This is a genomic window from Suilimivivens sp. (assembly GCF_037359455.1).
Lineage (GTDB): Bacteria > Bacillota > Clostridia > Lachnospirales > Lachnospiraceae > Suilimivivens > Suilimivivens aceti.
In genome coordinates, this window is sequence record NZ_JAXXXI010000051.1 from 40,302 (window position 1) to 64,386 (window position 24,085).

At 46.4% G+C, this 24,085-nt stretch carries 16 protein-coding genes; 5 read left to right on the forward strand and 11 right to left on the reverse strand.

Annotated elements, in window-relative coordinates; genetic code table 11:
• Positions 1 to 6: 6 nt before the first annotated feature.
• The 7 genes from pseH to WJQ40_RS10830 all read right to left on the reverse strand — a co-directional run bounded on the left by pseH (position 7) and on the right by WJQ40_RS10830 (position 9,315).
• Positions 7 to 537 carry a UDP-4-amino-4,6-dideoxy-N-acetyl-beta-L-altrosamine N-acetyltransferase gene (gene pseH, locus WJQ40_RS10800; protein WP_337540114.1) on the reverse strand — a complete coding sequence of 177 codons (531 nt, stop codon included), beginning with the start codon at positions 535 to 537 and terminating at the stop codon, positions 7 to 9.
• A complete protein-coding gene (locus tag WJQ40_RS10805; protein WP_337540116.1) occupies positions 534 to 2,363 on the reverse strand; it encodes a hypothetical protein in 1,830 nt (609 codons plus the stop codon). The genes pseH and WJQ40_RS10805 overlap by 4 nt, the downstream gene beginning before the upstream one ends.
• The gene (gene rffA / locus WJQ40_RS10810) at positions 2,353 to 3,483 is read right to left on the reverse strand and encodes a dTDP-4-amino-4,6-dideoxygalactose transaminase (protein ID WP_337540119.1); all 1,131 of its coding nucleotides are present in this window, start codon (positions 3,481 to 3,483) and stop codon (positions 2,353 to 2,355) included. Before rffA ends, WJQ40_RS10805 begins: the two co-directional genes overlap by 11 nt.
• A 33-nt stretch (positions 3,484 to 3,516) precedes the next feature.
• Positions 3,517 to 5,262 (reverse strand): hypothetical protein, encoded by a 1,746-nt coding sequence (locus WJQ40_RS10815; protein WP_337540122.1) that lies wholly within the window; start codon positions 5,260 to 5,262, stop codon positions 3,517 to 3,519.
• Positions 5,259 to 6,365: an acyltransferase gene (locus WJQ40_RS10820; RefSeq protein WP_337540125.1), complete on the reverse strand. Its 1,107-nt coding sequence runs from the start codon at positions 6,363 to 6,365 to the stop codon at positions 5,259 to 5,261. The genes WJQ40_RS10815 and WJQ40_RS10820 overlap by 4 nt, the downstream gene beginning before the upstream one ends.
• 13 nt (positions 6,366 to 6,378) lie before the next feature.
• Entirely contained in the window at positions 6,379 to 8,139 is a 1,761-nt protein-coding gene (locus WJQ40_RS10825) for an ABC transporter ATP-binding protein (RefSeq protein WP_337540128.1), read from the reverse strand.
• Between the two features lie 90 nt (positions 8,140 to 8,229).
• A complete protein-coding gene (locus WJQ40_RS10830; protein ID WP_337540130.1) occupies positions 8,230 to 9,315 on the reverse strand; it encodes a glycosyltransferase family 52 in 1,086 nt (361 codons plus the stop codon).
• Positions 9,316 to 9,427: 112 nt separating this feature from the next.
• On the opposite strand from WJQ40_RS10830, the gene pseF reads away from it, so the two are divergent.
• Genes pseF through pseG form a run of 4 tightly spaced genes read left to right on the forward strand, consistent with a single transcriptional unit; the run spans position 9,428 to position 13,552 of the window.
• The gene (pseF, locus tag WJQ40_RS10835) at positions 9,428 to 10,129 is read left to right on the forward strand and encodes a pseudaminic acid cytidylyltransferase (RefSeq protein WP_118797284.1); all 702 of its coding nucleotides are present in this window, start codon (positions 9,428 to 9,430) and stop codon (positions 10,127 to 10,129) included.
• Entirely contained in the window at positions 10,116 to 11,318 is a 1,203-nt protein-coding gene (locus tag WJQ40_RS10840; RefSeq protein WP_337540135.1) for a hypothetical protein, read from the forward strand. The genes pseF and WJQ40_RS10840 overlap by 14 nt, the downstream gene beginning before the upstream one ends.
• Positions 11,319 to 11,366: 48 nt before the next feature.
• Positions 11,367 to 12,419: a pseudaminic acid synthase gene (gene pseI, locus WJQ40_RS10845; protein WP_337405468.1), complete on the forward strand. Its 1,053-nt coding sequence runs from the start codon at positions 11,367 to 11,369 to the stop codon at positions 12,417 to 12,419.
• Positions 12,401 to 13,552: a UDP-2,4-diacetamido-2,4,6-trideoxy-beta-L-altropyranose hydrolase gene (pseG, locus tag WJQ40_RS10850; RefSeq protein WP_337540139.1), complete on the forward strand. Its 1,152-nt coding sequence runs from the start codon at positions 12,401 to 12,403 to the stop codon at positions 13,550 to 13,552. Before pseI ends, pseG begins: the two co-directional genes overlap by 19 nt.
• On the opposite strand, the gene WJQ40_RS10855 is transcribed toward pseG, so the two are convergent.
• A complete protein-coding gene (locus WJQ40_RS10855) occupies positions 13,514 to 14,785 on the reverse strand; it encodes an ATP-grasp domain-containing protein (protein WP_337540142.1) in 1,272 nt (423 codons plus the stop codon). The two genes, pseG and WJQ40_RS10855, sit on opposite strands and share 39 nt — an antisense overlap.
• 13 nt (positions 14,786 to 14,798) lie before the next feature.
• The gene (gene pap / locus WJQ40_RS10860) at positions 14,799 to 16,268 is read right to left on the reverse strand and encodes a polyphosphate:AMP phosphotransferase (protein ID WP_262572582.1); all 1,470 of its coding nucleotides are present in this window, start codon (positions 16,266 to 16,268) and stop codon (positions 14,799 to 14,801) included.
• A gap of 334 nt (positions 16,269 to 16,602) precedes the next feature.
• On the opposite strand from pap, the gene WJQ40_RS10865 reads away from it, so the two are divergent.
• The gene (locus WJQ40_RS10865) at positions 16,603 to 17,682 is read left to right on the forward strand and encodes a PD-(D/E)XK nuclease family transposase (RefSeq protein WP_337540148.1); all 1,080 of its coding nucleotides are present in this window, start codon (positions 16,603 to 16,605) and stop codon (positions 17,680 to 17,682) included.
• Positions 17,683 to 17,961: 279 nt separating this feature from the next.
• On the opposite strand, the gene WJQ40_RS10870 is transcribed toward WJQ40_RS10865, so the two are convergent.
• Both WJQ40_RS10870 and ileS read right to left on the reverse strand, forming a co-directional pair.
• On the reverse strand, positions 17,962 to 20,442 hold the full coding sequence (locus tag WJQ40_RS10870; RefSeq protein WP_337540150.1) for a glycogen/starch/alpha-glucan phosphorylase: 2,481 nt from the start codon (positions 20,440 to 20,442) through the stop codon (positions 17,962 to 17,964).
• A 183-nt stretch (positions 20,443 to 20,625) separates the two neighbouring features.
• The gene (ileS, locus tag WJQ40_RS10875; protein WP_337540154.1) at positions 20,626 to 23,781 is read right to left on the reverse strand and encodes an isoleucine--tRNA ligase; all 3,156 of its coding nucleotides are present in this window, start codon (positions 23,779 to 23,781) and stop codon (positions 20,626 to 20,628) included.
• Between the last annotated feature and the right edge of the window lie 304 nt (positions 23,782 to 24,085).

A 24,085-nucleotide genomic window follows, 5' to 3' on the forward strand; every position in this document is an offset into this window, starting at 1 on the left:
CTTTCTTCATTCAGATTTTATCTCATTCAGGATGCCCATAAAGATCACATCCTGATATCCTCCCGGAAGAAGGACGTCATCCCTGAAATATCCTTCCTGTACAAAGCCGGCATGCTCATAGCTTTTCTTAGCCCGTTCATTCCCTGCCAGCACCCGCAGATACAGCTTGTGAAGCTGAAGCTCCTCAAATGCGTAACGGATCATCAGCTCCGCTGCCTCTGAACCATATCCCTTTGACAGGGCTTCCTCTTCTCCGATAAAAATGCCATACTCTGCCTTATTGTGGGTTCTGTCAATATCCCGGAGATACACACTGCCAACCGGCTTTTCTTCCTGGGTACAGATGATAAACTGCACGGCCCTGCCGGTGTTTACCATAGTCTCTGCCCAGTGCTTATGCCCCTCTGCTGTAAAAGGCTTCTGATAAATGAAATTTTCCCTTACAAATGCTTCATTCCGCCATCTGACGATATTTTCTGTATCTTTCTCTGTCATCGGACGAAGCAGGATCTTTTTTCCTCTGATCCACGCTGTCATGATACTGCCTTTCCTTCTGCCGTTTCCTGCAGGCTGTAGATCTCAAAACCCGCAAGAGCCTTTTCCCGTATCAGCGTAATTTCCCTTCCATGATCCCTGTAATACCGGATCAGCCACTTGGTATCAGCGCCCTTTTCCTGCACATAATATACATTATCCTGTGTCAGCAGCGCCTCTTCCATATTGCTGATCCCAAAGGCCGCCAGCTTCTTTCTCTGAAGCGGGCTCTTGCAGGCCCAGCCGCCCATAATATCATAGTTGGCAAGGGAATTATCTACATCCACAAACATTTTTTCCGTATATCCCACAGAGGAATATACATCTATAAAATAGAAATCATCTGATTGCTGCCGCAAATACTGATATAACTCCTGATAAGGGAGATTTCTCTCTGCCTTGGCCTGTGTATCAAGATCCAGGCTCCTTATGGTAAAAGGAAGTGCCATCACGCTGTAAAGAAGCACTGCTGCCAGACAGATCATGCCTGTCACACTGCCCGTTTTCCGGCTTCTGTCATCTGCAGCCATCTTTATCCACAGGATCAGTCCAAGGGCAGACAGAATGCACAGCTCCATAAAGTACATGGAATGACTGATCCGCACCGGTACACGGTCACGCATGATCAGCCAGAGCCAGAGGGTCATCCGCACAGCAAAGAGAAATCCGAGCCGGAGGGCTGCAGAGCTGGTCCGTGCCGGCATCTTTTTCTCCCCGTCCATCAGAGACAGTACAAGCACTGCCACATAGGCGAGTATCACCATATAATTCCAGGGATAGTCACTTTCATTATGGGATGGTCCATAGCACATCCTGCGGTAATCACTTTTCAGGCTGTCCAGAAGGTTCTGTAGGAAGGGACGCTCCGCCTGCCGTATGGATGCTGCATAATCTGCCACCTTCAGGACAAGGTCTTCGTCAATTTCCTCATCCAGCCCGAAATTATAATTGGCAAGCAGCTCCCGTTCCATTTCCGTCAGTCCTATGGACTCATAAAATTCCTTATTTGCCTCATATTCCGGCAGGATCTGGAAATCATAAAGCTCTGTCCTGTTATCAAAAAACTCATTAAACTTCTGCCATTCACTGCTGCCATAGGCAATTTTATGGGTGCCCTGTCCGATCCCGACAGAAAGCAGGATCAGTCCGATCACAGACAGATATTTGATCATATGCTCCCCGGTGAAGATTTTCTTCTCCATGGACCACTTGATTACTCCTGCTGCACAGATCAGCGGCAAGAGGAGCAGAAGCATCTCTGACCGGATCAGATAGGCCAGGAATACAAGCAGTACTGTTCCGATGTTCCTCCTGATAAAGGCTCCTGCCGGCAGGGTAATATCTGTTGTCAGGAACAGAAAGGCTGCTGCTGCCGCCAGCATACTGCAGGTAACGGTGTACTGGGCGCATACCAGATGCGGCATCAGGAACGAAAGGGCAAAGAAAAGCTCTGTCAGAAACAGAAATCCTTTCAGAAGCCGGATCTTTTTTCCAAAGGCTTCCAGCTGCTCTGTCAGAAGAAGGCTTCTGTGCACGATCAGTCCGATACTCAGGAAATGACAGAAGCATAGAAACATCCCATACCAGGGGAGTACCCGTACCACACGGTAAAACACACTGATCAGTGCGCTGATCAGCCAGAGCATCTGGATATTATGTCCCTCAGGATCTCCTGTATAAACGCCTGCCAGAATGTCCTTCATCAGCACATCATCATTCAGATCAAAATAATAATCATAACGGATGGCACTTACAAGCAGCAGGATCCCCAGAAAGAGCAGTGTCAGTATACAGTTTTCCTTCTTTTTCAAAAAGCTTTTACATGCCATAGAATTCTTTTACTTTTCCCGCGATATAATCTACCTCTGCTTCCTTCAGCTGATAGAACATGGGCAGTCTGAGCAGTCTTTCGCTCTCTTTTGTCGTATATCTGTCCTCTCCATGGAACCGCCCGAATTTCTGTCCGGCCGGTGCGGAATGAAGCGGAATATAATGAAATACAGTAAGCACATCATTTTTCTTCATAAAGTCAATAAGGGCTGACCTTTCTTCCAGATCCTTTGTCTTAATATAAAACATGTGGCCATTGTGGATACAGTGCTCCGGTACAAAGGGCAGCTCGATCCTTCCGGCCTCTGCAAGGGGAGTCAGCAGACGGTAATACTGGTTCCACCTGTCAAGACGCACCTGATTGATCTCCTGTGCCATTTCAAACTGGGTATAAAGATAAGCGGCGTTCATATCGCTTGGCAGATAGGAGGAGCCAAAGCTCTGCCATCTGTATTTATCTACCTGACCGCGGAAAAACTTGCTTCTGTCTGTTCCCTTTTCCCGCAGGATCTCCGCCTTTTCAATGTATGCTTCATCACGGATCAGAAGGGCTCCACCCTCTCCCATGCTGTAATTCTTGGTCTCATGGAAGCTCAGTGCCCCAAACTCACCAAAGGTTCCGAGGGGCTTTCCCTTATAGGTACTCATGATCCCCTGTGCATCATCCTCCACTACCATCAGATGATGTCTGTCTGCGATGTCCATAATGGTATCCATTTCACAGCCGACTCCGGCATAATGTACCGGTGCAATGACCTTTGTCTTTTCCGTGATTGCATCCTCGATCAGAGTCTCATCAATATTCATGGTATCCGGACGGATATCCACAAATACGATCTTCGCTCCGCGAAGAACAAAGGCATCTGCGGTAGACACAAAGGTATAGGACGGCATGATCACCTCGTCCCCTTCCTTGATATCGCAGAGCAGGGCTGCCATCTCCAGTGCATGAGTGCAGGAGGTGGTCAGAAGACACTTTTTCGTGCCTGTTGTCTCCTCCAGAAAGGTATTACACTTTTTGGTAAACTCGCCATCTCCGCAGATGTGCATGCTTTCCACTGCTTTTTTTACATTTTCTATTTCCTTCCCTGTATAGGGCGGCACATTAAACCGGATCATCCTTCTCCTCCTTGTTTGCTGTATGTCATCTTTTTACCAATAAACCAGAAAGCGTTCATTCTGAAACGCAAGCTGATAGCTGTATTCTTCCATAAAATCCCGGATAGCAGAAAGCTTATCTCCCTCCTGTGCATCTGCAGCCAATATGACCAGCGGTGTAGGCTTGTCTATATCGGTAAGAGCGATCTTCGTGCTGAGTGCATTCAGATCTGACTTCAGATCCTCATAGCTGCTGGTGTCAAGATCCGGCCAGCTTGTCCGGATGGCACAGGGTCTGTCCAGATAATAGGAAAGCCCGGGAATATTCCCATAAAGAATCAGCTCCTTTCCATCCAGTTCTTCATGGGACTGCAGATAAGCAAATAAGCTTTCAAGGCTCTCTGCGTTTGCCTGACTGGTATACATACCTGCAAGAACCGGGCTGTTCTCTACCTTCGCCGTCCTTCTGGTACCATCTTCTCCATCCAGGAACACATATCCAAAAAGCAGACCGATGCTCTGTACAAAGAACATCAGTACAAGAGCTGCCAGCATCGCCTTTGCCGGGAAAAAGGGAACCCGTCCCGTGCTGTCCACAGCCGATCTTCCCCATCTTACAAACCGGTATACCATCCAGAAGGTTACCGGAGCCACAAAGAAAAGATTATTTAATGCCGGCCATACATAATTATTGCTTCCAAGCGGTGTGATCAGGATTACCATAAGTGCAATGCTGCTGATCAGCATCCATTCATCATCGATCATACGGGTAAACAGCATCCAGACCGTCACCCCAAGGGAAATCAGCAGGAATACAACACCCCACTGCAGTCCGGATTCCTTCTGGTAATACCGGAAATTGAACATCCCCCATTTATACAGCACAAAGAACAGGAACACGATACAGGCGCAGTAAATGATCTTCCGGAGTGTCTGTCCTTTATCCTTCCACAGAATCAGGAACGGGATCCCGGGCAAAATACAGAGTGCCGGGTAAACCATCCAGCGGATGCCTCTTCCATAGGCTGACAGGATCGACAGCAGCATTTCGGAAAACGTATAATCTGATGCACTCACTGACATGCCAAACAGTCCGCCGATCATTTCTCCATAAGCGCCAAATCCATACAGCAGGCTGATGATCAGGAACATCACTGCCTGTGCAGCCAGAAAGCCGCCGATACAGAACCCGGTTTCTTTTGCTATCTGTTCAAAGCTCTTTTTCTTTCTCGCCCCGTAATACCAGACACAGAGGATCAGTGCCGCTTCCAGGATATTGGGCACCCGAACAGATACATTAAGTCCAAGACTGATCCCCGAAAGGAACAGGCATATCGGCCTGTTGCCTGCAAGTCCACGGAACAGCAGTACGCCGCAGATCAGAAAGAAAAGATACGTCATATAATTATACAGGATCACAGAGGGACACCAGCAGAAGCCGATCGCCGCCACTTCCCCGAGGAATGCGACCCACATGGGCATCTTCGTCTTGAAGAAACGGAAGGAAAACAGTGCCATGAAGCTGATCAGCAGGGAAGAATAAAGCTTCATGCCGATCATCGTTCCCCCGAAGGGAAGTCTGGTAAACAGATAACCTGTCACGTTGGAAAGGAAGGTTGCCAGCACCCACACACCATCTGCTCCTTCAAAAAAGCGGTAATTGCCAAGACTGTACGGGGTATCCGTAAGATCCACGCCCTGATTGATCTTAAGCAGAGGCAGGAGCAAAAGCAGCACGGCAAACAGAATTTCCAATGCTTTATTTCTCTGGCTGTATATGTTTTCACTGCGGTCTGTCATCTGGCTGCTCCCTTCTTTTCCCTTATATTTCTTATGCAGCTTCCTGCAAATATAAAAATCTTATCTCTCGCAAAATCCAGGAAAATACCAATTCCATAGATCAGAAGTACACTGACAATAAGCTTTAAAAGCCACAGGATAAGGCTGTTTTTCCCGTAAGGATCCATCACCCTGTCGATCAGCGGATACCATCTGTCCCGGATATCCGGATGTTCATGGAAAAGATATACTCCAAAGCTGTACCTGCCAAGGAAACGGATCACATCCGCTTTTTTCCCTTCTGCCACAGGTTTCCTTAAAAACACGTAAAACAGGCCCACTGCGCCTGTCAGACAAAATACAAAATTATAATGAAACGGAACAGACGCATAATAGGTAAGCGCCCCTGTTCTGGCGGAAAACAGCTGAAGCACAAACTCCATAAAAAAGATCAGCAGTACACTTCCCCTGTAAAGCAGACCGCCTCTTTTCTCCCATGCAGCCGTGCCATATTTCCGAAGGTAAACACCAAGCAGATACACAAACACAAACCACAGGGCATCATAGCCAAAACGGTCTGCCGGAAGCCGTACCGGACAGATGCTCTTGATCAGACTGCTGATGATAAAAAAGAAGAGCATGATCGTCTCAAAGGTCTTCTTTTCCATATGCTTCACTGCCAGATTGCAGAGCGGCATCAGAAGAAGCAGAAAAAGATAACAGGTGGCAAACCAGTAAGTCTCGGATTCAATGGGAAGAAAATACTGTACCAGTCCATAAATCCCCTGTTCGCCTGCCTTTGTCGGTACCGAAAAAACAGTAAGCACCAGCGGGATCAGCAGGCTGTAAAACCAGATCCGAAGCAGAAAGGCAGCTGCTTTCTGAGGCCTTGGCTCTCTATCTGCCCCAAGATAGCCGCTGATCAGCACATAAACATCCACCGCTACGATGCACAGTGATTCCAGAAGCAGTGCCAGTATATTCTGGCCGGTCAGATAACCCGCTGCCTCATTTCCTGCTTCCGGCAGACTTCCCGATTTTGTCATAAAATGCAGGACAACCACCATCGCCATAGCGATCACACGCAGATATTCAATGTTTGCAAGCCGCTTCTTTTCTGCCACGCCGTTTCCTTTCCTACCGTCTCTCTATGGTGACCTGTCCCTTTTCTACCCTGTAAACCATATCGCATTTTTCAATGGTCTGCAGTCTGTGGGCAATAATGATCAGTGTTTTCTTTCCATGAAGCATATTGATGGATTCCATGATCGCTGCTTCTGTTTCATTGTCAAGCGCGGAGGTCGCCTCATCTAATACCAGTACCTCCGGATCCTCGAACAGAGCCCTTGCAATACCGATTCTCTGGCGCTGTCCTCCGGAAATACGGATTCCCCTTTCACCGATGCTGGTATCAAGACCATCCGGAAGCCCTCTTACAAACTCATCAAGCTGCGCTTCCTGCAGGGCACGCCACACCTTGGCATCATCAATATCCTCATCTGCCACACCAAAGGCCACATTCTTCCGGATCGTAGAATCAATCATAAAAATAGTCTGGGGAATATAACCGATATCCTTCAGGAAGGACTGGTAATGCTTCCTCACTTCCACGCCATCTGCCAGGATCTCACCGTTCTGGATCTGCAGAAGTCCAAGCAGGATATCCACGATCGTCGTCTTGCCGGCACCGGAGGTTCCCACGATACCAACACTCTTTCCAATCGGGATCTCCATATTCGCCCTGTCAAAGATCAGTGTCTCTGTATTTGGATATTTATACACAATATCCTTCAGCTGGATATTATGTCTGATCTCAAGCTTCTGTACCTCCACCTTTTTCTGGTAGGAGGCTGCGTTATAATCAATACTTTCATCCCGGATCTCTTCCTGCAGATTATCAGAAACTCCCATAAAGAACGGTTCGAAATAGGAAATCGAGGTGAGGTGATTGTTGATCCTATTGGCACAGGGGATCAGACGCATGGCCACCAGTGCGAGCAGCGTAAGCTGTGGCAGAATGGCGGTAACCTGTACACCTGAAAGAAGCTGGATCATCATATAAAAGATCATGCCTGCCAGCGCTACGGTTTCGATCAGGAGTCTTGGAGTTGCATTGTACAGATTATAACGCTGTACTGCATTGACATAGCCCTCCCCGCACTTCGCATATTCGTTAATGAAATAATTCTCTTTATTGGCAATCTTGATCTCCTTGATTCCCATGACGGACTGGTCGATCCACTTATACAGTCCGCTGTAGTAGTCCTGGTTCTCTTCTCCCGCCTTACGCATGATAGGTTTCAATACCCATTTGATAATGGCAAGGACTACAACAAGAAGCAGCGCCACCGTAATACTCATCATCACATCAGAAACGAGACTGACTGCGATCAGGCAGACAAACACGATCCCCTCACTGACAAGCTGCAGCAGGGAAAGGATCAGTCCGTACATATTATTGACGTCAGAAGTAATGCTTCTCTGAATGACAGATGTGTCAGCATTCAGATAATATTCGTAAGGACGCTCCATGAAATTGATCATCATACGTCTTGAGGTTGCAAACTGATTGGTGTAGACAAACTTGAGCTGTACCTTCTGCTGGAAGAACAGAAAAACATTCTTGACCGCAAAAATAACAATAAGTCCCACCATGACAAGGATCATCAGCGTCCTTGTATCATCATAGGCAATATGGAAAAGATCACAGATTACCTGCAGATAGGCATGCTTCTGCACGGCATTTTCTTCCATGACAACACTCATGACCGGCAGGATCATGGAAACACCCAGGGTCTCCAGCACTGCCCCGATCAGCATCAGAAAAACAAGAAGCACCATTTTGTGCTTCTGCTTCTTATCCAGTAATACCATCAGTTTCCGAAAAATCTTTTTCATACTGCTCCTCTGTCAGAGCGTGCCATCTGCACTGCCCATTTCCGCATTCTTATGTCGATTGTACCATATCTGTATCTGTAAGGCAAACTGTCAGATCTGCTCGTTCTGCCGGTGGATCTCCGGTGCCTCATATTTGTCCATAAAATCCTCTCCAAGAAAGATCTTTTCCCCGGCAAACAGGATTGCATCCGGCACGGTAAATACCGTAACCACCCTGTCGAAGTAAAGGCCGTCCACAAAGTTCAGGATCTCCATTGGGAATTTTCCATCCAGTACGATATTTTCAGGAAACAGCTTTGCATAATCAAGCACATCCCTTGGATGCGGCTTCATGATCACACAGCCTTCTTCCTCTCCGAACCATTTATAAGTATTGACAATATCCGTAAAAATCTGCTCTCTGGTAGTAAGATCACAGAGCGGCTCTGTCAGCACCAGTACCTTTTTCCGCTTCCTTCCTTCAGCAGAAAGATCCTTCACGAGGGCTTCCCGGTTTTCAATAAAGATCGAAGTCAGGATTTTTTTCTGCTCCCCGGTCAGATGCTCTGTCAGTTCCTTCCGGTTCTTCTCGATATACTTTTTGCAGGGATAAGGGAGCACGGAAATATCATTGACCTCCATATCGATGCAGTATTTGGAATATCCGTTCTGGATAAAGATCAGATTATGGGCTGCCATCCATGCCTTCAGTTCAAAATGTCCCCGGTTATCATACCGTGCCGTATCATAGTACCGGATGCAGTCAAGTCCATCCTCCAGGGCATGATAGGGAATTCTGTGCGTACTCAGATAATAACCTATGGGATCAGAATCACAGAATACATAAATCTCCTGATAAGCCTTGAAATCCACCGGGATGTAAGGCTCCAGCAGCTTTCCGAATTTTCTGGTAAAGCGGATCCTCTGCAGCATGTTTAGAATAAGATTTCCTCTGTCCCTGTGCAGCGGCGCAAGCTCTTTAAAAAAGCTCTCCTCCTTTTCATCAAAGGGAAGAACCAGTTCAAACAGACCGCTTTCTGCTGCCCTCTCCTGCAGCGTACCAAAGTCATTGGACATACTGCTTAAAAGAAGGGTTGCTTCCCCTCTCTCTTCTGCAGGTCTGTCCAGCTCCTTCAGGCAGGCGATATAGGCATGATAAAATGTATGACAGACATAAATCCGCTGATGTGATCTCATGTTTTATTCCCTCCTGATCCACGTTTCATGATACCATAGATTTTTGTTTGAATGCAACGGAATATGGTGTATAATCAGCATATATACACTTTTCAGGAAGGATCGTATCCATATGCAGGGAAAATCACTGGCAATTATCACCGCAAGAGGCGGCAGTAAACGAATACCAAGGAAAAACATCAAAGAGTTCTGCGGCAGACCGATCCTCTGCTATTCTATCGAAGCAGCTCTCTCATCAGAGGCTTTTGATGAAGTCATGGTTTCTACCGATGATCCGGAGATCGCCGGGATCGCCATGAAGGCGGGGGCTTCTGTTCCCTTTTTCCGCTCTGCTGAAATGTCCGGTGACTATGCTTCCACTGATGAGGTGATCATGGAGGTGCTTAAAGAATACGAAAAAAACGGTCTTTTCTTTGACCGCTTCTGCTGCATTTATCCGACAGCTCCCTTCCTTACCGGAAGGCGGCTGAAATCTGCCATGGATCTCTTAAGCGAAGCGGATTCCTGCATGCCGGTGGTGCCCTTTTCCTATCCGCCCCAGCGGGGGCTTCTGATCGCAGAAAACGGCTGCCTTGTCCGGCAGTTTCCGGAATATGCCACAGCCAGAAGCCAGGACCTTCCAAAGGTTTATCATGACTGCGGTCAGTTTTATGCCTGCCGGACAAAGCCCTTTATGGAGGCCGGCACCACAGATGTGGAAAACCTGATCCCCCTTATCCTCTCCGAAATGGAAGTACAGGATATCGACACCCCGGAGGACTGGGAGATCGCTGAAATCAAATACAGGAGACTTTTTTCAAATGACACTGACTGATATGCAGACCCCCTTTTATCGGATCAAAGAAGCCGATCTGCTTTATGATATTGATCTGTTACAGACTGCCCTTTCCGAAAGCTGGGGCAGTAATACCATTATGAGTTATTCCGTAAAAACCAATGCCCTTCCCTGGCTTTTGCATTATCTGAAGGAAAAGGGCTTCTATGCAGAAGTTGTTTCCGAAATGGAATATGATCTGGTAAGACGTCTTGGTTTTCCCGGAAAGCATATGATCTACAATGGTCCTATCAAGGATAAAAAGACATGGGAAGCCGTACTGCTTGCCGGCGGTCTTGTCAACATGGACTCAACCTACGAGCTCGACTGGATCAAAGAGATCTCTTCCCTTTATCCGGACAGGCAGTTTTCTGTAGGCCTCCGTGTAAATTGTGACATTGCTGTCATGTGTCCTCAGGAGGAGCTGGCAGAGGAAGACGGCGGCCGCTTTGGCTACTGCTACGAAAACGGAGTTCTCGCTGATGCCATCAAAAGGCTTGACGTTCTCCCCAATGTCACGATCGCAGGGCTTCATCTTCATTCTTCCACGAAATCAAGATCTGTAGAGGTATATGGTGCGCTTGCTGCCATGGCCTGCAGACTGGCAAAGGAGTTTTCTCTTTCCCTTTCCTATGTGGATATGGGCGGCGGCTACTTTGGCGGAAGGGATGACAGACCCGGATATCCCCAGTACATGCAGGAAATCTGCCGGGTGCTTTCTTCCTGCTTTGACAGAGAAAAAACAACCCTGATCGTGGAGCCCGGTGTATCCCTGATCTCCCGTGCTACCACCTTTGAGACAGAAATACTGGATGTGAAGCAGATCCGCGGCATCACGTATCTTGTGACGGACGGCAGCCGGGTAAACTTAAATCCACAGGTAACACGGCACGTATATCCTCACCATATCGTATATAAGCAGCGGATCCGCCGGGAAGCGCTTCCTGTGCAGTGGGTCTGCGGCTCTACCTGTATGGAATATGACCGTTTATTTGAGCTGACAGATGCACCGGCGCTTCTTCCGGGCGATCGGATCATTTATGATACTGCCGGCGGCTATACGATCTGTCTGACCCCACTGTTCATCCACTATTTTCCGGCTGTCTATATCGAAAAAACAGACGGGAAAATTTTTACCGCAAGGGAGCCATGGGGAAATGATGAATATCTCCAGAAATACCACTGGTAATACTTACTTTATTACAGCTGACAAAGATCATTCCGGAAAGGATTTTTTATGAATAAAAGCTTTCAGATTGGAACACGAAGGGTTGGAGAAGATGCCCCGGTTTTTATCGTAGCCGAGCTTTCCGCCAACCACAACCAGGATTATAACCGGGCGCTTGAGATCGTCCATGCCGCCAAGGAAGCCGGTGCAGATGCGGTCAAGCTGCAGACCTATACAGCAGATACCATCACTCTTGACTGTGATGATGACTGCTTCCAGATCAAGGAAGGAACCATCTGGGACGGCACGACACTTTACAAACTCTATCAGCAGGCCTACACCCCCTGGGAATGGCAGCCAAAGCTGATGGAGGAAGCAAACCGCCTCGGTATGGAATGCTTTTCTTCTCCCTTTGATCTGACATCCGTGGATTTTCTGGAAGAAATGCACGTTCCTGCCTATAAGATCGCTTCCTACGAGATCAATGACATTCCCATGATCCGTAAGATCGCCCGGTTGAAAAAGCCCATTATATTTGCTACCGGCATTGCTTATCCGGAGGATATTGAGCGGGCACTTTCTGTCTGCAGGGAAGAAGGAAATGAGGATGTGATCCTGCTAAAATGCGTTTCCTCCTATCCGACTCCCTATGAAGCAGTAAATCTGCGGGTAATTCCTACCCTGCAGAAAACCTATGACTGTCTGACCGGCATTTCCGATCACACTATGGGCACTATCGTTTCTGCCGGAGCGGTTCCCCTTGGTGCCAAAATGGTCGAAAAGCATCTGACCTTAAAGAGAAGTGACGGCGGTCCCGACAGTGCTTTTTCCATGGAGCCTGCCGAGTTCAAACAGATGGTGGATGAGATCCGTATTCTGGAAAAGGCTCTTGGAAGCAGTGAATATGTCCTTACCGATACCCAGAAGCTGGAGCATGGCGGATCCCGTTCCCTCTTCGTGGTAAAGGATATTGCCGCAGGCGAAGCACTGACCAGTGAAAATATCCGCTCGATCCGGCCGGGCTGCGGACTTCACACGATGTACTATGAAGAAGTCCTTGGCAGAAAAGCAAAGCACTTTTTAAAGAAAGGAACCCCTCTTGCATGGGATCTCATCGACTGATCTATTTTCGAACAGATGGAAATTCACAGATTGCTACCGGACATCTGATGCGGTGTCTGTCCATAGCACAGGCATGTCAGGTTCTCTCTCTGCCTGTCTGTTTTCTGGCTTCCGATGAGGACAGCGCTTCTCTTTTAAAGCAGTTTGATCCTGCAGGCACTTTTCCTGTAAGGATCCTTTCTTCTGCTGTGTACAATGACATGGAAAAGGAACTGCCGGAGCTTCTTTCCCTTCTTTCCGAGGCTCCTTCTTTACTTTTTGTCGATTCCTATTTTGTAACAGAGCCTTATCTTCAGGCTGTTTCCGGCATCTGCCCCGTAGCTTACCTGGATGATCTGCAGCTCTTTGATTATCCTGTAGATCTGGTCATTAATTATGATATCATCCCGGAAGATATGCTTCCTTCCTATCAGGCTGCCTACAAAAGAGCTGGTCAGACGCTGCTTGGTGCTTCCTATACACCACTGCGCAGACAGTTCCAGATGGAGGTTCCAGCTGTCCGGCCTTCGGTAAAGGATATTCTGATCACCACCGGCGGCAGTGATCCTTATCACTTCTGCCTGAATCTGCTCTCCTGTTTTCAGGAAAGACTTTCTGCCCTGATAGCAGAGCCGGATTTCCACCTTCATGTTCTGATCGGCAGCCTGAACGAGGATAAAAGGCTTCTAAAGGAACTCGCAGAAGAGCTTCCCTTCCTGAAACTTCACGAAAATGTTACCGATATGGCTGCGCTGATGGCTTCCTGTGATCTGGCCATTTCCGCTGCCGGAACAACACTTTATGAGCTGTGTGCCGTTGGCATACCTGCTGTCAGCTACTCCTTTGCCGATAATCAGCTTCCCTCTTCCCTCGCCTTTGCAAACGTTGGAGCAGTTCCCTATGCAGGGGATCTCCGTATGGACACAGAATCCTGTTCTATTGTGCCTTCTCCGGATTCAAAAGGCACAGGCAATGCATACGGACTTCCGGGTGTTCTTTCTGCTGTCTGTCATTTTGTAACAGATATGTCCGGCAATATGGCAAAAAGAAAGTCTGCACAGCAAAGCATGCACAGACTTATCGACGGCAAGGGCTCCTGCCGTATCGCAAGAGCCTTAGAAGAATGCGCTTTTCACAATTTCCGCAGCCCGTAGGAATTTCTCCTCCTGCATTCCCCCTTCTGTCTCTTTCCATATATTTTCCTTTACAGCTCCACCCCTGTTTTCCAGGATAAAATAACCACGTCCCATGACAGAATGGCCATCAGATACCGGCTGCAGCACATCTCCCTTATGGATATGGCAGACATATTCCTTCAGCAGAATATCCGCATCTTCCTGCTGCAGGATCTGTTCCATTTCTGTTCTGTCAGGAATCCGGTCCACTTTTCCTTCCATATCAAAATAATGGATCATCATGGCCTTTGTCTCTTTTGGGGCAAAGGAATAGGATCTTCCCATACGATACCGGATATATTCCTCTGCTTCATCGATCCCCGTACAGAGAGGGGTGAACAGATTGTGAAGATTATGTCCTGATGGCCGTGCCGAAAGCTCGATGACAAAGGGTCCGTTTTCTCCCTGTATCAGATCGGCATGCAGAAGGCATTCATCAAGCTCCATGGCTTCAATCACTGCTTCCATATATTCCCTTGCCTGTCCGTAAAAGGGATCCTCCGGCAGAATGGAAAAATAAGCAACTGCCTGTCTTGCAGGAAACGGAGTATTTTTCTTTTTTCGGAGCAGGATCAGATGGAACTTTCCTCCGATCACAGCACCATCAATGCCATACTCTTCCCCTGCTATACATTCTTCCAGAATGTAATCTTCTTCTCCAATTTCAGAAAGTCCTCTCTCCAGATCTTCCTTTGAAAAAAGCATATGTATCCCACGGCTGCCGGAACCAAATCTTGGCTTTAAAATAGCAGGGAATGTCAACTTATCTTCCGGTATTTCCTCTCTGAAAGCCACACTTCCCGTATCCCGCTTCTCTTTAATCTTGCTGGCAGGGTAGCAATGGCAGTTTCTCAGGCCTTTTTGCACCAGTGTTTCATGAAACAGCCATTTGTCTGTACATTTCTCTGCCATTTCCCTGCTGATCCCAGGGAGCTGCAGCGTATCATTTACCATTCCAATAGTAGTCAGATATCTGCCGATCGGCACCGTCAGTACAAAGTCCGGATCTTCTTTTCTTACCGCTTCTATAGTCGCCCTTTCGTCTGAAATATCCACAACCAGTGCCTTATCTGCCGCCGCTAATCCACTGGCAGCCGGATTTCCGTCCAGTGCTGTCACAAAAAGTCCATTTTCATGAGCCTTTTCTATGGTATGCAGTGCTTCCTCGCTGGCTCCGATGATAATAGCCTTTTTCTGTGTTCCACCGTTCATTAGGAAAGCTCCTTTATTTCAATACTTTTTCCAATTCTTCAATAACAATCTTAAGTGCTTTGATCCTGGCATACTTCTTGTCCACAGACTCCAGAATATGCCAGGGTGCATAGGTAGTGCTGGTTTTTTGCAGCATCTCATTTACTGCCACCTCATAAGCATCCCATTTTTCACGGTTCCTCCAGTCTTCCTCTGTGATCTTCCACTGCTTGCCCGGTGTATTCTGCCTCTCTTCAAAGCGTGCAAGCTGGGTATCCTTGTCTATCTGTACCCAGAATTTAATGATAACCGTTCCAAAATCGTGCAGCTCCTTTTCAAACTCGTTCATTTCATTATAGGCACGTTTCCAGTCGTTTTCGCTGCAGAAGCCTTCCAGTCTCTCCACCATCACTCTTCCATACCAGCTTCTGTCAAATATGGCAATATGTCCTGTCTTTGGAAGCCTTGTCCAGAACCTCCAGAGATAATGTCTGGCCTTTTCATGCGGCTCCGGACTGGCAATAGGATGTACTTCAAAGCCTCTTGGATCCAGTGCCTGTGTGATCCGTTTAATATTACCACCTTTTCCGGCTGCATCCCAGCCCTCATATACGATAACTACAGGTACCTTTTTACGGTACAGTCTGTTATGAAGCTCCTTGAGCTGTGCCTGCAGGCGATCCAGCTCTTCTTTATATTTTTCATCCGTCAGTTCCTTATTCAAAGGAATTTCTGAAAGCTTTGGCAGCTTCTTCAGTGGAAAGGTATTCTGCAGGAGCGGCACTGCCAGCCTTGCATTCTGCATGGCAATTTCAATTCCCTGTGTCAGCGTTTCAAGTGCCTGCAGCTCTGCCCACCTCTTTGATTTACAGTCCAGAAGATACCAGGGGTCTGAGGGCGAATTGGTATCCTCCATATAGCGGTCAAATACAGAAAGACATTTCTCATAATGTTTGTTCTGCCATTTATCTTTATCACTGATCCTCCAGCTGGTATCTATATCAGAGCAAAGCTCTTCTATGCGTTTCTTCTGCTCCTTTTTGCTGATATGGCAGAAAAATTTCATAACCAGATAACCATTGTCTGTCAGCTGACGTTCAAAACGTCTGATACTGTCAATTTTCATCTGGTACTGTTTTTCATTCAGCTCTCCGTTCAGAACGCCTTCTGTAATCTCGTCCATCCAGCCTGAATCCAGAAATGCAAATTTACCAGCCTCCGGTATCTTCTCAAAGTACCGGCACAAAAACGGTTTTCTTTTTTCTTCCTCTGTAGGAACTGTCATGGATGCTACCTTGAAGAAACGGGGATCAATGTTTGTGATCAGTTCTCCGATCAGACTGCCCTTTCCTGCCGTTCCCCAGCCTTCCACCAGAACAAGTACGGGTGTCTTATGTTCTTTTAGCCGGAGCTGCTGTGCCTGCAGCTTCTCTCTGGCTGCCTTCAGCCTTATCTTAAGTTCTTCTTCCTCCGGTCTCTCCGGAAACTGTACATCCTTCAGCATAAAATCCCTCCCGTTTTTCTTTCATTTTATCATATTTTCTGACAGATTCCCATAGGGAATGTCAGTGGAACAGATTTTTCTTGCATTGTCTGTATATCTGTGTTACACTCGTTTCATTCCTACCCGTTTCCGGGAATTCAGGAAGATCATGTTGATTCTTTTATTTTTATCTTTTGGCATTTCGCCGGATGTTTTCTAAACTGGTCTGCATGATGTAACTATTCACTTTTTCATTTTTAGATGGTATGTCAGTCTTTTACTGCGGAACATCCTGTCAGATGCCGCAATCAAAACACTCACATCTATTCTATCTTTATTCAAAGGAGGTCTATCTATGGCCACTAATCTACTAAAATCTCATTTTCCTATGATCCAAAGCCGGGAGGAAATCCTTGCCAGGATCTATTCTAACCCAAAGCTACAGCAGCTTTTTGAAAGCTGGACTTCCCTGCAGCAGAAAGAATTCCTCGATTTCTGCTCCGGTGCCAAAGGCATCAAGGTTCTGTATGACTCCTTCTTCAAAGAGGTTATGAACCCTGAATATGACCCTGCCAGGCTGGAATCCTTCCTGACCACCCTGCTAAACCGTAAGGTCAGGATCAAAGAGGTACTTCCCAATGATTCCACCAGGCTTTCTGACGAAAACTCCCTGCTGATCACAGACATTATCGTTGAACTGGAGGATGGCACCCTTGCCAACATTGAAGTCCAGAAGATCGGTTATGCTTTCCCCGGGGCAAGGTGTGCCTGCTATTCCTCAGACATGCTCCTACGTCAGTATAAACGGGCAAGGCAGCGCTCCATAGATCCGGTTACCGGCAAGGACACCTTCTCCTACCGCTGCATCAGCAAGGTCTACCTTATCGTTCTGTATGAAAACAGCCCGGCCGAATTAAAACAGTGCCCTGACCACTGGATCCACCGTTCCAAGACTATTTTTGACACCGGACTTTCCATGGATCTTTTACAGGACTATATTTTTATTAGCCTTGACATTTTTCGTTCAAAAATGCACAATAAAAAGGTAACTACACTGTTGGAAGCATGGATGACTTTTTTCTCTACGGATGACCCGGAAGAGATTATCAAGCTTATCACAGACTTCCCACAGTTTAAACCGATGTACGAGACACTATACCAGATGTGTCGGAATGTGGAGAATGTTATGGGTTTCTTTTCTGAGGAATTACGGGAAATGGACAGGAATACTGTCAGATATATGATCGACGAACTGCAGAAGGAAGTGGACTTACAGAAGGCTGCTATTGCTGAAAATGCCACTATCATTGCTGAAATGAATGCTTCCATTGCTGAAAAGGATTCCACCATCGCTGAAAAGGATTCCGCCATTGCTGCACTGCAGGCCAGGATCCGGGAGCTGGAATCCGGAAATTCTTCTGATCTTCCTTCTTAAGGTGCCTGTTTTGTCCAGTTCATAGGAATTTCCATCATATTTATTCAAAAAAATAATCTTTTTAGAAAATTTACACAATATATCCTTGACAATCTTCGACATTTTGTGCATTATATAATATAGTAATGTTAAAAATATATTTACATTTTGTATATTTTGCGTTATATATATTTGAAAATTCTCATTATGTGGGATCCCAGACTCTATGGGCTCTTCTGCATAACAAGCAAGCCCGGCAGGTACGTTCTGCCGGGCTCATGTCTTTTTTATCTGTCCTGATCATTTCTTAGGAAGTACTACCTTGTCCAGATGCCAGATATCATCTACATATTCCTGAATGGTTCTGTCGGAAGTAAACTTTCCACTGCATGCTACATTGAGGATGGCACTTCTTGCCCAACCCTTTTCATCTCTGTAAGCTGCTTCTACCTTCTTCTGTGCTTCTGCATAAGAACGGAAATCCTTCAGAATAAAGTAAGTATCTGCCTTGGCTGTGCTTAAGGTATTCAGCAGGGAGTTATACAGCGTTCTGAATCTGTCTGGATCCCCAGGTGCATAGGTTCCATTGATCAGCTGCATCAGTACCCTTCTGATGTCAGGGTCATTGTTAAAGATCTCTGTAGGATCATAACCACCATTGTTTTCATAATTGATAACTTCATCAGAAGAAAGTCCGAAGATAAAGGCATTTTCCTTTCCAACCTCTTCTACGATCTCCACATTGGCGCCATCCATGGTTCCCAGTGTCAGTGCTCCGTTCAGCATAAACTTCATATTACCGGTACCGGATGCCTCCTTGCTTGCCGTAGAGATCTGCTCGGATACATCTGCTGCTGCAAAGATGATCTCCGCATTGGATACTCTGTAGTTTTCAATGAAGACTACCTTGATCTTACCGTTGATCGCAGGATCATTGTTAACCACATCTGCAACAGAGTTGATCAGCTTAATAGTCATCTTGGCATTGTAATAGCCTGCTGCTGCCTTCGCACCAAAGATAAAGGTTCTCGGATAGAAGTCCATATCCGGATTATCCTTTAACTGGTTATAAAGATACATAACGTGCAGGATATTCAGAAGCTGACGCTTATACTCATGCAGTCTCTTTACCTGTACATCAAAGATGGAGCGGGGATCAACCTCGATACCATTGTGTTCCAGAATGTACTTCGCAAGACGTACCTTGTTCTGATATTTGATATTCATAAATTCCTGCTGCGACTTTTCATCGTCAGCAAAAACCTTCAGCTTGTTGATCTTCGGAAGGTCTGTGATCCAGTCATCTCCCACATGGGCAGTAACCCAGTCCGCAAGCAGCGGATTTGCATGAAGAAGGAAACGTCTCTGTGTAATACCGTTTGTCTTGTTATTAAACTTCTCAGGCATCATTTCGTAGAAATCCTTCAACTCCTGATGCTTCAGGATCTCTGTGTGCAGTCTTGCCACACCGTTAACAGAGTAGCCTGCTGCAATTGCAAGATGTGCCATCTTTACCTGTCCGTCATAGATGATTGCCATCTTGCGGATCTTTTCCTGATTACCGGGATACATCTCCTGGATCTTCAGGATAAATCTGCGGTTGATCTCCTCAATGATCTGATATACTCTGGGAAGGAGTCTTGAGAACAGCTCGATGGGCCATTTCTCAAGTGCTTCTGACATGATCGTATGGTTGGTATAAGCACAGGTCTTAGTCGTTACTTCCCATGCCTCATCCCACGTCAGATAATACTCATCCATCAGGATTCTCATCAGCTCTGCCACCGCTACCGTAGGATGGGTATCATTTAACTGGAAGGTAACCTTTTCATAGAACTTACGGATATCGTCGTGCTTACGCATATATTTGGAAACTGCTTCCTGCACAGATGCAGAAATAAAGAAATACTGCTGTTTCAGACGAAGCTCCTTACCAGCATAGTGGTTGTCGTTGGGATAAAGAACCTCAACAATGTTTCTTGCCAGATTCTCCTGCTCAACAGCCTTCTGATAATCACCCTTGTCAAAGGAATCCAGCTGGAAGCACTCCACTGCTTCAGCATCCCAGATACGAAGGGTATTTACAATGCCATTACCATAGCCAACGATTGGAAGATCATAAGGAATCGCCTTTACGCTCTGATAGCCTTCCTGTACAAAATTACTTCTTCCATTCTCATCAATGTGGACATTTACATAACCGCCAAACTTGACAATCTTGGCATATTCCGGTCTTCTCAGTTCAAAAGGGTTGCCATCAACAAGCCAGTTATCCGGAACCTCTACCTGATAGCCATCACGGATCTCCTGTTTGAACATACCATAACGATATCTGATACCACAGCCATATGCTGCATAACCAAGTGTTGCAAGTGAATCAAGAAAGCAGGCTGCCAGACGGCCAAGTCCACCGTTTCCAAGAGCTGCATCAGGCTCCTGATCTTCGATCACATTCAGATCCAGTCCCAGTTCATCAAGAGCTTCTTTTACTTCCTTCTGTGCCTGAAGATTGATGATATTATTTCCAAGGGCACGACCCATCAGAAATTCCATTGAAAGGTAATACACTGTCTTTGGATCCTGCTTCTCGTATTCCTCCTGGGTTCTCATCCAGTTATCTACTACCGCATCCTTGATCGCATAGGCCACTGCCTGAAATACCTGCTGGGGTGTTGCCTCTTCCAGTGTCTTTCTGTACAGTGTCTTGATATTGTACAGGACACTTCTCTTAAACAGGTCCTTATCAAAAGTAACTGATACCGGTACCGTCTTTTTTGCCATTTTCTTCTCCTCCACCTAAAATCACTTTTCCACCTTTTTACATACACAATCTGTATTATACTACAATCATATGCAAATCACAAGGGAAACCCCATGTTTCTGGCTCTTCCGTTCCGTAAAATATATGTAAAAATGCTCCTTCCATAGATGATTTTCCATAGAAGAAGCATTTTTCATTTTTATTTACTGCTTTTCAATGCTGATGGTTACCTTTTCACCATTGACATTCCACTCTTTGGAAACAGAAAGTTCCCTGCCGGATACAATATCCTCAGCCAGTACCTTGCCGCAGATCGCATCCTTATTCTTGGCTGCGATCTCAGAAAGCCTATCATTGCCATTTAAGGATACCAGAATATGATCCATAACTTCAAATCCGGATTCCTTACGCATGGTCTGGATCTTGCTGATCAGCTCGTATACAAATCCCTCTTCGATCAGCTCCGGTGTCAGGTTGGTATCAAGGACAACCGTTACATAATTGTCAGCCTCGGTTACAAAGCCTTCCTTCTGTGCCACATCAATGAGCAGATCCTCTTCTGCCAGGGAAATCTCTGTACCGTCTACCGTAAACTTCAGAGCACCCTCGCTCTTTAACTGCTTCATGGCTTCCGTTCCATCGATCTCTTCCAGATACTTTTTGATGCTGCCAAGCTGTTTGCCATACTTAGGGCCTACTGTACGGAGCTGAGGCTTAAAGCTGTAGCTTGTCAGGTCACTGACATCTTCCTTGAAAACTACTTCCTTGACATTCAGCTCATCCTCGATGATCGCCTTGAAATAATCATTCAGCTCATGGGCTGCCTTTACATACATGGTTCCGATCGGCTGACGGTTCTTGATGGCTCCCGCATTTCTTGCGGCACGGCCCATTACTACGATATCAAGAGCCTCTTCCATATTATCTTCCAGCTTCTTGTCGATCATGGCCTCATCTGCCACAGGGAAATCACACAGATGGATACTTTCCGGTGCGTTCTTATCAATGCTGCATACCATGTTCTGATAGATTTCTTCTGTCATGAACGGGATCATGGGTGCTGCACACTTACAGATCTCAACAAGTGCTGTATACAGTGTCATGTAGGCATTGATCTTATCCTGTTCCATGCCCTTTGCCCAGAAACGGTCTCTGCAGCGGCGCACATACCAGTTACTCATCTCATCCACAAAGTTATCCAGTACTCTGGCAGCCTCAGGGATCCTGTAATGATCCAGATGATCATCTACCTCCTTGATCGCTGTATTTAACTTGGACAGCAGCCACTTGTCCATAACAGGGAGCTTATCATACTCCAGTGTATATTTCGTAGCATCAAAGTTATCAATATTTGCATACAGGATAAAGAATGCGTAGGTATTCCAGAGGGTTCCGAGGAATTTACGCTGTCCTTCCATAACAGCCTTGCCGTGGAAACGGTTCGGAAGCCATGGTGCGGAGTTGATATAGAAATACCAGCGGATCGCATCAGCACCGTAGGTCTTCAGGGCATCAAAAGGATCTACTGCATTTCCCTTACTCTTACTCATCTTCTGCCCGTTTTCGTCCTGTACATGTCCGAGAACGATAACATTTTCATACGGAGCCCTATTGAACAGCAGCGTGGATTCTGCCATCAGGGAATAAAACCATCCACGGGTCTGGTCTACTGCTTCTGAAATAAACTGTGCCGGGAACTGTGCTTCAAACAGATCCTTATTTTCAAATGGATAATGATGCTGTGCAAAGGGCATTGCTCCTGAATCAAACCAGCAGTCAATTACTTCCGGTACACGCTTCATGGTCTTACCGCATTCAGGACAGGTGCAGGTGATCTCATCAATGTAAGGTCTGTGAAGCTCTACCGTCTTCGCTGCAGGATTACCGGAAAGCTTAAACAGCTCTTCCCTGGAACCAATGGATTCCTGATGTCCACAGCCTTCGCATTCCCAGATATTTAAAGGAGTTCCCCAGTAACGGTTACGGGATACGCCCCAGTCCTGGATATTTTCAAGCCAGTTGCCAAAACGTCCTTCTCCGATAGATTCCGGAATCCAGTTTACAGTCTTGTTATTGCGCACCAGATCATCACGGACAGCTGTCATCTTGATGAACCAGGATTCTCTTGCATAATAGATCAGCGGAGTATCACATCTCCAGCAGAACGGATAATCATGTTCAAACTTCGGTGCATCGAAGAGCTTGCCTTCCTTATCAAGGTCTGCGAGTACCTTGGGATCCGCATCCTTTACAAACAGTCCTGCATAAGGAGTCTCTGCTGTCAGATCACCCTTGCCGTCTACAAACTGTACAAAAGGAAGATCATATTTACGTCCTACCTGTGCATCGTCCTCACCAAAAGCAGGTGCGATATGAACGATACCGGTACCATCTGTCATGGTTACATAGCTGTCACAGGTTACATAGAAACCTTTCTTATGCTGCTTTTCTGCGCATTCTCCTGCACAGGCAAAAAGCGGCTCGTATTCCTTGTATTCGAGATCCTTTCCTTTATAAGTCTCAAGTACCTCATAAGCAGGCTTACCTTCCTCTGCCAGTCTGCCAAGTACAGTGTCAAGCAGTGCCTCTGCCATATAATAGGTATAGCCGTCTGCTGCCTTTACCTTGCAGTAAGTCTCATCCGGATTTACGCAGAGTGCCACGTTGGAGGGCAGTGTCCACGGAGTTGTTGTCCATGCCAGGAAATAAGCATCCTCGCCCTTTACCTTGAAACGTACTACTGCAGAACGTTCCTTAACTGCTTTATAGCCCTGTGCCACCTCATGGGAGGAAAGAGGGGTTCCACATCTGGGGCAGTAAGGTACGATCTTAAATCCCTTATAAAGAAGACCCTTATCCCAGATCTGCTTCAATGCCCACCATTCAGATTCAATAAAGTCATCATGATAAGTAACATAGGGATCATCCATATCAGCCCAAAAGCCGACGGTTCCAGAAAAGTCTTCCCACATTCCCTTATATTTCCATACACTTTCCTTACATTTCCGGATAAAGGGATCCAGTCCGTATTCTTCAATCTGCTCCTTGCCATCAAGACCAAGCTGCTTCTCTACCTCCAGCTCTACCGGAAGGCCATGGGTATCCCAGCCTGCCTTACGGGGAACCATATATCCCTTCATGGTGCGGTATCTGGGGATCATATCCTTGATAACACGTGTCAGCACATGCCCGATATGGGGCTTTCCGTTGGCAGTCGGAGGACCGTCATAAAAGGTATACGTCGGTCCTTCCTTACGGTTTTCCATACTCTTTTTGAAAATGTCATTGTCTTTCCAGAATTTTTCAACTTCTTTTTCACGGTCGACAAAATTCAAGTCGGTAGATACTTTTTGATACATGATCTTTTCCTTTCCTCGTTTATAATACAGGAAAGAATCCTGCCCAGAGGGCTTTTTTATGTCACCAGAACATTATGAAGTAATTTCCCTGGACATAAAAAAGCCGTCCTGTAAAAGGACGGGATCTTTCCACGTTAACCACCTGTTACACCATACACGCCAGAGCTTTCTGCTCATGGTTTCATATGTTTTCCCTTAACGGAGGATACCGGCAAAACCTACTTTTGAAAAATACTGTTCACTACTGTAAATGTCCAATTTCAGTCTGCAGCTCAGAAGTGATGTTCACTGACCTTCTACTGAT